Origin of the sequence: Kitasatospora sp. NBC_01539, assembly GCF_045040525.1 — a bacterium.
Taxonomy (GTDB): Bacteria; Actinomycetota; Actinomycetes; order Streptomycetales; family Streptomycetaceae; genus Kitasatospora.
Genome location: NZ_CP109390.1, coordinates 5,825,329 through 5,836,936 on the forward strand (window position 1 = coordinate 5,825,329; position 11,608 = coordinate 5,836,936).

An 11,608-nucleotide genomic window follows, 5' to 3' on the forward strand; every position below is an offset into this window, starting at 1 on the left:
GGTGCTGCCTGTGACCGAACCGCAGAGCACCTCCCACGGCGCCTACCTGCGCCACCCCCACCTGCACGGCGACCTCGTCGCCTTCGTCGCGGAGGACGACGTCTGGCTGGCGCCGCTGGACGGCGGCCGGGCCTGGCGGCTGACGGCGGACCAGACCCCGGCCTCCCACCCGCGCTTCTCCCCGGACGGCGCGCACGTCGCCTGGACCTCGACCCGCGACGGGGCGCCGGAGATCCACGTCGCCCCCGCCGAGGGCGGTCCCGCCCGCCGCCTCACCCACTGGGGCAGCGCCCGCACCCAGCTGCGCGGCTGGACGGCCGACGGCCGCCCGATCGCCGTCACCACCGCCGGGCAGGCCACCCTGCGCCGCAGCTGGGCGTTCGCGATCCCGCTCGACGGCGGCGAGGCGACCCGCCTGCCGTACGGGCCGGTCGGCGGCCTCGCCCTGGAGCCGGGCGGCGACCGGGTGCTGCTGCTGTCGGCGTTCAGCCGCGAGCCCGCGCACTGGAAGCGCTACCGCGGCGGCACCGCCGGGAAGCTGTGGATCGGCACGCGCGACTTCACCCGCGTGCACGCCGACCTCGGCGGCAACATCGAGTCGCCCCTGTGGGTCGGCGGCCGGATCGCCTTCCTCTCCGACCACGAGGGCAGCGGCCGGCTCTACTCCAGCCTCCCCGACGGCACCGACCTGCGGCGACACAGCGACGGCCCGTTCTACGCCCGCAACGCCACCACCGACGGCACCCGCGTCGTCTGGCACAGCGGCGGCGACCTGTGGCTGCTCGACGACCTCGACGGCGCCGAGCCCCGCCGCCTGGACATCCGCCTCGCCGGGCCGCGCACCCGCCGCCAGCCGCACCCGGTCGCCGCCTCCGGCCACCTCGACGGCGTCGCCCCCGACCGCACCGGCCGGGCCGGCGCGGCCGTCGTCCGCGGCACCGTGCACTGGCTGACGCACCGTGAGGGCCCCGCCCGGGTGCTCGACGACACCCCCGGCGCGCGCGCCCGCCTGGCCCGCGTCGTGCCCGGCGCGGACGGCGCGCAGGGCGTCGTCTGGGTGACCGACGCGGAGGGCGACGACGCCCTGGAGTACGCGCCCGCCGTGCTGGAGCCCGGGCGCCGCCGCCTCGCCGCCGGGCAGCTCGGCCGGGTGCTCGACCTCGTCGCCTCCCCGGACGGCAAGCAGCTCGCCGTGGCCTCCCACGACGGCCGGGTGCTGCTCGTCGCGCTCTCCGACGGCACCGTGCACGAGCTCGCCCGCAGCGAGAACGGCGAGGTCACCGGCCTCGCCTTCAGCCCCGACTCGGGCCGGCTCGCGTGGTCCAGCCCGGTGCTCGGCGCCTGGTCGCTGCGCCAGATCATGCTGGCCGACCTGACCTCCCGCACCGTCAGCGAGGCCACCCAGCAGCGCTTCGTCGACTACTCGCCGGCCTTCACCTCGGACGGCAGGCACCTGGCGTTCCTGTCGGTGCGCAACTTCGACCCGGTCTACGACGTGCACTCCTTCGACCTGTCGTTCCCGACCGGCACCCGGCCGTACCTGATCACGCTCGCCGCGGACACCCCGTCGCCGTTCGGCCCGCAGCGGGCCGGCCGGCCCGTCGGCGGCGAGGACGAGGACGCCAAGCCCGCCGGGAAGGACGCCGAGAAGGCCGAGGACACCGCGCCCGAGCCCACCCGGGTCGACCTGGAGGGCATCGCCGACCGCATCCTGGCGTTCCCGGTGGAGGGCGGCTCCTTCGGCAGCCTGCGGGCCGTCAAGGACGGCGTGGTGTGGACCCGCCTGCCGCTCGTCGGCGAGCTGGGCGACAACGCCGCCTCCCTGGAGGACGACCACCCGCGTCCGGTGCTGGAGCACTTCGACCTCGGCAAGCGCCGCGCCCAGGAGATCGTCGCCGGCCTCGACGGCTACGCGGTCAGCGGGGACGGCACCCGCCTCGCGGTCCGCGACGGCGGCGCGCTGAAGATCGTCCCGGCCGACCGCAAGGCCGGCGAGGACGACGAGGTCGACGTCGACCTCGGCCGCCTGCGCGTCACCGTCGACCCGGCCGCCGAGTGGCGCCAGATGTTCGACGAGAACGGCCGCCTGATGCGCGACAACTACTGGCGCGCCGACATGAACGGCGTCGACTGGGCGGGCGTCCTCGACCGCTACCGGCCGCTGGTGGACCGGGCCGGCACGCACGACGACCTCGTCGACCTGCTCTGGGAGACCGTCGGCGAGCTCGGCACCTCCCACGCGTACGTCACCCCGCCCGGCCGCGGCCCGGAGGCCGCCCGCCGGCAGGGCCTGCTCGGTGCCGACCTCGTCCGCGACGGCGACGTCTGGCGCGTCGACCGCGTCCTGCCCGGCGAGTCGTCCGACCCGCGGGCCCGCTCGCCGCTGGCCGCGCCGGGCGTCGCCGTCCGGTCGGGCGACGCGATCCTCGCGGTGGACGGCCGCCCGGTCGACCCCGTCACCGGCCCGGCGCCGCTGCTCGCCGGCACCGCCGGCCGGCCGGTCGAGCTGACCGTCGCCGGCAAGGACGGCACGGCGCGCCACCCCGTGGTCGTGCCGCTCGCCGACGAGGAGCCGCTGCGCTACCACGACTGGGTGGCGGGCCGCCGCGCCGAGGTGCGCGAGCGCTCCGGCGGCCGGCTCGGCTACCTCCACGTGCCCGACATGATCAGCTCCGGCTGGGCGCAGCTCCACCGCGACCTGCGGGTCGAGCTGGCCCGCGAGGGCGTCGTCGTCGACCTGCGGGAGAACCGCGGCGGCCACACCTCGCAGCTCGTCATCGAGAAGCTCAACCGGAAGATCATCGGCTGGGACCGGGCCCGTGACATCGCCAACCCCGACCCGTACCCGGGCGACGCCCCGCGCGGTCCGGTGGTGGCGCTGGCCGACGCGTTCTCCGGGTCCGACGGCGACATCGTCAACGCCGCCATCCAGGCGCTCGGCATCGGCCCGGTCGTCGGCACCCGCACCTGGGGCGGCGTGATCGGCATCGACGGCAAGTACGCGCTCGTCGACGGCACCGCCGTCACCCAGCCCAAGTACGCCTTCTGGCTGGAGGGCTACGGCTGGGGCGTGGAGAACCACGGCGTCGACCCGGACGTCGTCGTGGAGATCGCCCCGCAGGACTGGGCGGCGGGCCGCGACACCCAGCTCGCCGAGGGCGTCCGCCTCGCGCTCGCCGCCCTCGCCGAGCAGCCCGCCCGTACGCCCCCGGCGCTGCCCGAGCTGTAGCGCGCCCGCGGGCGGGGGCGGCCGCCGTGCCGTCCCCGCCCCCGGCCGCGGTCTGCCCGGGGGACGCCTCGGCTAGGCTGCGGACCGTCAGTGACGATCACCAGAGCTCATGACCGAGGAGACCGCTCATGGCCGGCGAGGCCCAGCCCGACTGCCTGTTCTGCAAGATCGTGGCGGGTGACATCCCGGCGACGCTCGTCCGGGAGACCGGGAACACCGTCGCGTTCCGCGACATCAACCCGCAGGCGCCGACCCACGTGCTGGTCATCCCGAAGGTGCACTACCCGAACGCCGCCGCGCTCGCCGCCGCCGAGCCCGCGATCACCGCCGAACTCCTCACCGAGGCCGGCGAGGTCGCCGCCGACGAGAAGATCGACGGCTCCGGCTACCGCATGATCTTCAACACCGGCGCGGGCGCCGGCCAGACGGTCTTCCACGCGCACGTGCACGTCCTCGGCGGCACTCCGCTCCGCGAGGGCCTGGTCTGACGTGTCACAGCGCGAACTCGTCGTCCTCGGCACCGCCAGCCAGGTGCCCACCCGGCACCGCAACCACAACGGCTACCTGCTGCGCTGGGACGGCGAGGGCATCCTGTTCGACCCGGGCGAGGGCACCCAGCGGCAGATGCTGCACGCCGGGGTGTCCGCCACCCAGATCACCCGGATCGCGGTCACCCACTTCCACGGCGACCACTGCCTCGGCCTGTCCGGCGTGATCCAGCGGATCAGCCTGGACCGCGTCCCGCACCCGGTCGACGCCTACTACCCCGCCTCCGGCCAGGTCTTCTTCGACCGGCTGCGGTACTCCTCCGCCTACCACGAGAGCGCCGAGCTGCGGCCCCGGCCGATCCTCGAACCCGGCCCGCTGCCGGCGCCCGGCGCGGCGTTCGAACTCTCCGCGGTACGGCTCTCGCACCCGGTCGAGTCGTTCGGCTACCGCCTCACCGAGCCCGACAGCCGCCGCATGATCCCGGAGCGCCTGGCCGCCCTCGGCCTGCGCGGCCCCGCCGTCGGCACCCTCCTGCAGGACGGCCGGATCGAGGCCGGCGGCCGCACGGTCACCCTCGACGAGGTCAGCGAGACCCGGCCCGGGCAGCGCTTCGCCTTCGTCATGGACACCCGCCTGTGCGACGGCGTCGCGGAGCTCGCCGACGGTGCGGACCTGCTCGTCGCCGAGGCCACCTTCGCCGACGCCGACGCCCACCTGGCCCGCGAGCACGGCCACCTCACCGCCGGGCAGGCCGGTGCGGTCGCCGCCGAGGCGGGCGTGCGGACCCTCGTCCTCACCCATTTCTCGCAGCGCTACCCGGTGCTCGACCAGCACCTCGCCGAGGCCCGCAAGCAGTTCGACGGCGAGATCGTCGTCGCCGAGGACCTGGCCAGGATCCCGGTGCCGAAGCGCCGGACGTAGCACGGCGGACGAAAACCACTCGCGCAGCCCCGCGCGGTGGCCCACCATCGAACCCGCCGGGCGGTGCCGCGCCGACCCGGTGCCCTGCCCTCCGGGAGAGGGCGCGCGCGGCGTACCCTGGTGACCTCGGACACCTCCGAGCTGCACCCCGAGACGACGAATGGGGATGAGGCAGGCCGCTGTGCCGACCCATGAGTGACACACCGCAGACCCGTACCAACGGACAGCCGCGACGCGACGCGGAGGCCAGCACCCGGATCGTGATCCCGGAGAAGCATCCCATGGTGACTCTCCTCGGTGCGGCGGACTCCCTCCTGCGCGTGATCGAGCAGGGCTTCCCGCAGACCGACATCCACGTGCGCGGCAACGAGGTCACCGCCACCGGCGACCGCGCCGAGATCCGGATCGTCGAGCAGCTCTTCAACGAGATGATGCTGGTGCTCCGCACCGGCCAACCCCTGACGGAGGACGCCGTGGAGCGCTCCATCGCCATGCTCAGGAGCGCCGCCGACCACCCGGACCACCCGGCGCCCTCCGAGGTGTTCACCGCGAACATCCTCTCCAACCGGGGCCGCACCATCCGCCCCAAGACCCTCAACCAGCAGCGCTACGTCGACGCGATCGACAAGCACACGATCGTCTTCGGCCTCGGCCCGGCGGGCACCGGCAAGACCTACCTGGCGATGGCCAAGGCCGTGCAGGCCCTCCAGGCCAAGGAGGTCAACCGGATCATCCTGACCCGGCCCGCCGTCGAGGCGGGGGAGCGGCTGGGCTTCCTGCCCGGCACCCTCTACGAGAAGATCGATCCGTACCTGCGCCCGCTCTACGACGCGCTGCACGACATGATGGACCCGGATTCCATCCCCCGGCTGATGGCCGCCGGAACGATCGAGGTCGCACCGCTCGCGTACATGCGCGGCCGCACCCTCAACGACGCCTTCATCATCCTCGACGAGGCGCAGAACACCTCGCCCGAGCAGATGAAGATGTTCCTGACCCGGCTCGGCTTCAACTCCCGGGTGGTCGTCACCGGTGACACCAGCCAGATCGACCTGCCGGGCAGCACCCGCAGCGGCCTCAAGGTCGTCCAGGAGATCCTCGCGGACGTACCCGACATCCACTTCTCGGTGCTGACCAGCACCGACGTCGTCCGGCACAAGCTGGTCGGCCGGATCGTCGACGCGTACGAACGCTGGGACGCCCTCCAGGAGGCCGACGAGGCCCCCGCCCGCAAACCCGTCCAGCGCCGGGGCGCCCGTGCCCCGCGCCAGTCCCATCGCACCGAAAGCTGAGTCACAAGCCCTCCATGTCGATCGACATCGCCAACGAGTCCGGGTGGGACGCCGACGAGGAAGCCATCCTCGACATCGCCCGCTACGCCCTCGACAAGATGCGGATCCACCCGCAGTCCGAGCTCTCCGTGATCCTGGTCGACAGCGACGCCATGTCGGAGCTGCACGTCCAGTGGATGGACCTGCCGGGCCCCACCGACGTGATGTCCTTCCCGATGGACGAGCTCCGTCCCGGCAAGGAGGGCGAGGAGCTGCCGCAGGGACTCCTGGGTGACATCGTGCTCTGCCCCGAGGTCGCCCGGGAGCAGGGCGAGGCCGCGCCGTCGAAGCACTCCATGGACGAGGAGCTGCAGCTCCTCACCGTGCACGGGGTGCTGCACGTGCTCGGCTACGACCACGAGGAGCCGGACGAGGAGCAGGAGATGTTCGGGCTGCAGAAGCGCATCCTGGACGACTGGCGCTCCGGCCGCGGCCTGTCGGGGATCTCCCCGGCGCCGACCACCCACTGAGGGCCGGCCCCCTGTGAGTGGTGAGAGTACGAGCCTGCTGGTCGGGGCCCTGCTGCTGGTCGTCCTCGGCTGGCTGGCGGCCTGCGCGGAGGCGGGCATCTCCCGGGTGTCCCGCTTCCGGGCGGAGGAGGCCGTCCGGGCCGGCCGCAAGGGCTCGGCCCGGCTGCTGACCCTGGCCACCGACCCGATCCGCTACCTCAACCTGGCCACCCTGATCCGGGTGGCCAGCGAGATGGCGGCGGGCGTCCTGGTGACCGTGGTCTGCATCAGCAGTTTCGACCGCACCTGGCAGGCCGTGCTGGTGGCCGTCGGCGTGATGGTGCTGGTGTCGTTCGTCGCGGTGGGCGTCTCCCCCCGCACGATCGGCCGGCAGCACCCGCTCACCACGGCGACCACCGCCTCCTTCGTGCTGCTGCCGCTGGCCCGGATCCTCGGGCCGATCCCGCGGCTGCTGATCCTGCTGGGCAACGCGCTGACCCCCGGCAAGGGCTACAAGGAGGGGCCGTTCGCCTCCGAGGCCGAGCTGCGGGCCCTCGTCGACCTCGCCGAGAAGGACGACCTCATCGAGGACGAGGAGCGCCGCATGGTGCACTCCGTCTTCGAGCTCGGCGACACCATCGTCCGCGAGGTGATGGTGCCGCGCACCGACCTGGTGATGATCGAGCGGCACAAGACCGTCCGGCAGGCGCTGACCCTGGCGCTGCGCTCCGGCTTCTCCCGGATGCCGGTGGTCGGCGACAACGAGGACGACGTGGTCGGCATCGTCTACCTCAAGGACCTGGTGCGCCGTACCCACGTCAACCGGGAGTCGGAGTCCGAGCCGGTCGGCCAGGTGATGCGCCCGGCCGTGTTCGTGCCGGACTCCAAGCCCGCGGGCGACCTGCTGCGCGAGATGCAGCAGATGCGGTCGCACGTGGCGATCGTGATCGACGAGTACGGCGGCACCGCCGGCCTGGTCACCATCGAGGACGTCCTGGAGGAGATCGTCGGGGAGATCACCGACGAGTACGACCGGGAGATCGCCCCGGTCGAGGACCTCGGCGACGGCTCGTACCGGATCACCGCCCGGCTGCTGGTCGAGGACCTCGGCGAGCTGTTCGGGCTGGAGCTGGAGGACGAGGACGTCGAGACCGTCGGCGGCCTGCTCGCCAAGCACCTGGGGCGGGTGCCGATCCCCGGCTCGTCCTGCGACATCCCGGTGCCCGACGAGGACGCCACCGACCTGGTGGCGATCCGGCTGAGCGCGGAGAGTTCGGCGGGCCGCCGCAACCGCATCGGCACGATCGTCGCCGCGCCCGTGCGGCAGCCCGCCGACAGCGAGGCCGTCGACGCGCCGTAGCGCCGGTACGTGTGCGACCGGCCCCTCCCGGTGAGGGGCCGTTCGCGTTTGCCGAGGACGGCTGAGCGCGCGCACCCTGGAGGTATGACGCATCAACTGCGCGCGGAGTACGGCCCGGCCGGGCGGTCCGGCGAGGTCAGGAGATGGCACATCGTCCGGACCGCCGGTGCCGACGAGGGCATGTGCGGCGCCAAGATCGAACCCGATGCCGAGACCAGGCCCGAGACGGACTGGGGCAGAGGACTGCGCACCTGCCAGCAGTGCGGGTCGCTCTACCTGCACGAGGTCCCCTTCCACCGGTCGGAGCACGGCTGACGCGCGGCGGAGGCAGCGATGAAACTGCAAGACGAACTCCCCGTCGACCACCGGCTGGCGACCGTCTACCGGTACGGAGCCGGTCTCGGCGGCGTCTTCCTGCTGGTCTTCGGCATTCTCGGTCTGTTCGACCACACGGGCTTCCTGGACACCAGCGGCAAGGACACCCTGGGACTGTCCAGCAACGGCGCGCTCAGCGTGCTGTCGATCGTGGTCGGCGCGATCCTCGTCCTCGGCGCGGTGATCGGAGGGAACTTCGCGTCGAACCTCAACATGATCGTCGGCGTGGTGTTCGTCCTCGCCGGCTTCGTCGGCCTGATGGTGCTCGACGGCAGCGCCAACCGGCTGGCGTTCCAGATCCCGAACGTACTCTTCAGCTTCGTCTTCGGGTTCGTGGTCCTGACGTTCGGCATGTACGGCAGGGTGAGCAGCCACCTGCCGCACGACAACCCGTACTGGCGCGATCGCCACAGCGGGCCTGTGACGCAGCCGTCCGGGCCGGAGACCCTCGTCAAGGTGCTGAAGCCCGGCCCGCCGAGACCCGTCGGGCACTGACCGGCACCACCCTCCCGCGAGACCCGGACGCGTGTCCGGGTCCCGCGTTGCGGGCGGTTTTGACGCACCGTCAGGTCGCGGTGCAGAGTGGGACCGTTCTGGACCCCACCCTGAGGAGTGCCCCGATGAGCCAGCGCCTGCTCGGCGGACTGCCCACGGCACCGGTCGGCTACGGGGCGATGGTGCTGTCGCCCGGCGTGTACGGCGAGATCGACGACGCCCGCGGCGTCGCGGCCCTGCACGCCGCCCTGGACGCCGGCGCCACGATGATCGACACCTCCGACGGCTACGGCGCCGACGGCCACAACGAGCAGCTCGTCGGCCGGGCGGTCGCCGGGCGGCGCGACGAGGTCGTGATCGCCACCAAGTTCGGCTTCCGCGTCCCCGACGGCGCCAAGCCGCACACCTTCCCGGTCACGTACTCCTTCGGCGAGCTCGCCGTCAACGCCGAGCCGCAGTACGTCCGCGGCTACGCGGAGCAGTCGCTGCGCAACCTCGGCACCGACGTCATCGACCTGTACTACCCGCACTTCCCGGACCCGGAGGTGCCCTTCGAGGACACCGTCGGCGCCGTCGCCGAGCTGGTCGCCGCCGGGCTCGTCCGGCACCTGGGCCTCTCCAACGTCACGGCCGACCAGCTGCGCGCCGCGCACGCCGTCCACCCCGTGGCCGCCGTGCAGACGCAGTGGTCGATGTGGCAGCCGGTGGACCCCGCGCTGCTCGCCGCCGCCCGGGAGCTCGGGGTGGGCCTGGTGGCGTGGAGCCCGCTCGGCGGCGGCTTCCTCACCGGCACCGTCCAGCAGGTCGCCGACGGTGACTTCCGGCAGCACATGCCGCGCTTCGACGCCGCCAACCTCGCCGCCAACAACGACCGCTACGCCCCGCTGCGGGGCATCGCCGCGGATCTCGGCCTCGCCCCGGGGCAGCTCGCGCTGGCCTGGCTGCTGCACCAGGACGAGCACGTCGTGCCGATCCCCGGCAGCCGCACCCCGGCGCACATCGAGGAGAACCAGGCCGCCGCGGACATCGAGCTCGACGCGGGTGTCCTGGCCCGGATCGACGAGGCCCTGGCCTCCTTCGCGCCGGCGGGCGAGGGCGCCCTGCTGTCCGGTGCCGACAGGGCCTGAGCACCCCTGCCGAGAGGGCCTGGGCACCCCTGCCGAGGGGGCCTGGCCACCCCTGCCGGGCCGGCCGCCCGCCCGGCGGCGGACGCCCCGGCGCGTGATCGCCACGGGCGCCTATGCTCAGGCCTCATGACTGAGCTCACCGAACTGGACCCCGAGGACAAGAAGATCATCACCCTGGCCCGCTCCGTCCGCGCCCGCAACGGCGTGCCGGAGGGGGCCGCGGTGCGCGACGAGACCGGCCGCACCTACGTCGCCGGCAGCGTGGCCCTGGAGTCGCTGCGGCTCAGCGCCCTGCAGACCGCCGTCGCCATGGCCGTCGCCAGCGGCGCACAGGGCCTGGAGGCCGCCGCGGTGGTCAGCGACGCCGCCGAACCCGCCGAGGCCGACCTGGCCGCCGTCCGCGACCTCGGCGGGGCCGGGACGCCCGTGCTGCTGGCCGGGGCCGACGGCGCCCTGCGGCTGCGCGCCGAGGCCCGCTGAGGCCACCCGGTGCCGTCGGCGGCCCGCGTCCGGGCCCGCCGACGGCGGCCGGAACCCGGCGGTCCGGCCGTCCCGCGCTCCCCGCCTCCCCACCCGGACGGATAGTCTGAACATCCGTTCGTCAGGGGGAGGGGAGATGGGCGTCCTCGCGTTCTTCGCAGGGCTGCTGCTCACCGTCATGGGCTTCGGCCGCTGGCGCGAGACCGGCTCGCCGTACTGGCTGATCGGCTCGCTCGTGCTGCTGCTGTTCGTGCTGGTGGGCGCCGTGACCGGCAAGAAGAAGGCCGGCTGAGGGCGGCGGTCCGCCCGGCCCCCGGTGATCAGGGAGAATGGGGCGCATGAATGCCCCTTCCTCCCCGTACCGCTCCGGGTTCGCGTGCTTCGTCGGCCGTCCCAACGCGGGCAAGTCGACCCTGACCAACGCGCTGGTCGGGACGAAGGTCGCGATCACCTCCGACCGTCCGCAGACCACCCGGCACACCGTGCGCGGCATCGTGCACCGCCCGGACGCGCAGCTCGTCCTGGTCGACACGCCAGGCCTGCACAAGCCGCGGACCCTGCTCGGCGAGCGGCTCAACGACCTCGTCCGCTCCACCTGGGCGGAGGTCGACGTGATCGGCTTCTGCCTGCCCGCCGACCAGAAGCTCGGCCCCGGTGACAAGTTCATCGCCAAGGAGCTCGCCGGGATCAAGAAGACCCCGAAGGTCGCGATCGTCACCAAGACCGACCTCGTCGACTCCAAGCGGCTCGCCGAACAACTCATCGCGGTGCACCAGCTCGGGCTGGAGCTCGGCTTCGAATGGGCCGAGATCATCCCGGTCTCCGCCGTCGGCGACCAGCAGGTCGGCCTGGCCGCCGACCTCATCAGCAAGCTCCTCCCCGAGGGCCAGCCGCTCTACCCGGACGGCGACCTCACCGACGAGCCCGAGCAGATCATGGTCGCGGAGCTCATCCGCGAGGCCGCCCTGGAGGGCGTCCGCGACGAGCTGCCGCACTCGCTGGCCGTGGTCGTCGAGGAGATGCTGCCCCGCGAGGGCCGGCCGGCGGACCGCCCGCTGCTCGACATCCACGCCAACGTCTACATCGAGCGGCAGAGCCAGAAGGCGATCGTCATCGGCGCCAAGGGCTCCCGGCTCAAGCACGTCGGCACCACCGCCCGCAAGCACATCGAGGCGCTGCTCGGCACGCCGGTCTACCTCGACCTGCACGTCAAGGTCGCCAAGGACTGGCAGCGCGACCCCAAGCAGCTGCGCAAGCTCGGTTTCTGAGCCCGCACCGCCAGGGCCCGCCGGCACCCGCCCGGCGGGCCCTTCGCGTGCCCGGCGGCGGCGATCGGGTGCTCGGAGGCGTGC

The 11,608-nt window shown here is 73.4% G+C and carries 12 protein-coding genes; all 12 read left to right on the plus strand.

The annotated features are described in order from the left end of the window. Positions 1–10: 10 nt before the first annotated feature. Complete coding sequence (locus OG335_RS25195) at positions 11–3,229, plus strand: PDZ domain-containing protein (RefSeq protein WP_405013380.1); 3,219 nt, start codon at positions 11–13, stop codon at positions 3,227–3,229. A 128-nt stretch (positions 3,230–3,357) separates the two neighbouring features. Continuing rightward, positions 3,358–3,717, plus strand: a complete 360-nt coding sequence (locus tag OG335_RS25200; protein ID WP_405013381.1) for a histidine triad nucleotide-binding protein — start codon at positions 3,358–3,360, stop codon at positions 3,715–3,717. 1 nt (position 3,718) lies between these two features. Beyond that, the gene (locus tag OG335_RS25205; RefSeq protein WP_405013382.1) at positions 3,719–4,639 is read left to right on the plus strand and encodes a ribonuclease Z; all 921 of its coding nucleotides are present in this window, start codon (positions 3,719–3,721) and stop codon (positions 4,637–4,639) included. A 191-nt stretch (positions 4,640–4,830) separates the two neighbouring features. Then, a complete protein-coding gene (locus OG335_RS25210) occupies positions 4,831–5,931 on the plus strand; it encodes a PhoH family protein (protein ID WP_405013383.1) in 1,101 nt (366 codons plus the stop codon). Between the two features lie 14 nt (positions 5,932–5,945). Continuing rightward, the gene (gene ybeY, locus OG335_RS25215; protein WP_405013384.1) at positions 5,946–6,440 is read left to right on the plus strand and encodes an rRNA maturation RNase YbeY; all 495 of its coding nucleotides are present in this window, start codon (positions 5,946–5,948) and stop codon (positions 6,438–6,440) included. A gap of 13 nt (positions 6,441–6,453) precedes the next feature. Continuing rightward, complete coding sequence (locus OG335_RS25220) at positions 6,454–7,779, plus strand: hemolysin family protein (RefSeq protein WP_405013385.1); 1,326 nt, start codon at positions 6,454–6,456, stop codon at positions 7,777–7,779. An 84-nt stretch (positions 7,780–7,863) separates the two neighbouring features. Further along, positions 7,864–8,094, plus strand: coding sequence for a hypothetical protein (locus OG335_RS25225; RefSeq protein WP_405013386.1), 231 nt, complete (start codon positions 7,864–7,866; stop codon positions 8,092–8,094). Positions 8,095–8,112: 18 nt separating this feature from the next. Then, complete coding sequence (locus OG335_RS25230) at positions 8,113–8,649, plus strand: DUF4383 domain-containing protein (protein ID WP_405013387.1); 537 nt, start codon at positions 8,113–8,115, stop codon at positions 8,647–8,649. 125 nt (positions 8,650–8,774) lie between these two features. Further along, positions 8,775–9,776 (plus strand): aldo/keto reductase, encoded by a 1,002-nt coding sequence (locus tag OG335_RS25235; RefSeq protein WP_405013388.1) that lies wholly within the window; start codon positions 8,775–8,777, stop codon positions 9,774–9,776. 126 nt (positions 9,777–9,902) lie between these two features. Then, positions 9,903–10,256: a cytidine deaminase gene (locus OG335_RS25240; protein WP_405013389.1), complete on the plus strand. Its 354-nt coding sequence runs from the start codon at positions 9,903–9,905 to the stop codon at positions 10,254–10,256. A gap of 136 nt (positions 10,257–10,392) precedes the next feature. Continuing rightward, positions 10,393–10,548 carry a hypothetical protein gene (locus OG335_RS25245; RefSeq protein WP_405013390.1) on the plus strand — a complete coding sequence of 52 codons (156 nt, stop codon included), beginning with the start codon at positions 10,393–10,395 and terminating at the stop codon, positions 10,546–10,548. Between the two features lie 46 nt (positions 10,549–10,594). After that, positions 10,595–11,524, plus strand: a complete 930-nt coding sequence (gene era / locus OG335_RS25250; RefSeq protein WP_405013391.1) for a GTPase Era — start codon at positions 10,595–10,597, stop codon at positions 11,522–11,524. Positions 11,525–11,608 lie beyond the last annotated feature (84 nt).

Bases quoted from the DNA above. Each gene is read 5' to 3' on its own strand.
- ybeY (WP_405013384.1), top strand. From the start codon at position 5,946: ATGTCGATCGACATCGCCAACGAGTCCGGGTGGGACGCCGACGAGGAA.
- OG335_RS25230 (WP_405013387.1), top strand. From the start codon at position 8,113: ATGAAACTGCAAGACGAACTCCCCGTCGACCACCGGCTGGCGACCGTC.
- OG335_RS25200 (WP_405013381.1), top strand. From the start codon at position 3,358: ATGGCCGGCGAGGCCCAGCCCGACTGCCTGTTCTGCAAGATCGTGGCG.
- era (WP_405013391.1), top strand. From the start codon at position 10,595: ATGAATGCCCCTTCCTCCCCGTACCGCTCCGGGTTCGCGTGCTTCGTC.
- OG335_RS25225 (WP_405013386.1), top strand. From the start codon at position 7,864: ATGACGCATCAACTGCGCGCGGAGTACGGCCCGGCCGGGCGGTCCGGC.
- OG335_RS25210 (WP_405013383.1), top strand. From the start codon at position 4,831: ATGAGTGACACACCGCAGACCCGTACCAACGGACAGCCGCGACGCGAC.
- OG335_RS25235 (WP_405013388.1), top strand. From the start codon at position 8,775: ATGAGCCAGCGCCTGCTCGGCGGACTGCCCACGGCACCGGTCGGCTAC.
- OG335_RS25240 (WP_405013389.1), top strand. From the start codon at position 9,903: ATGACTGAGCTCACCGAACTGGACCCCGAGGACAAGAAGATCATCACC.
- OG335_RS25245 (WP_405013390.1), top strand. From the start codon at position 10,393: ATGGGCGTCCTCGCGTTCTTCGCAGGGCTGCTGCTCACCGTCATGGGC.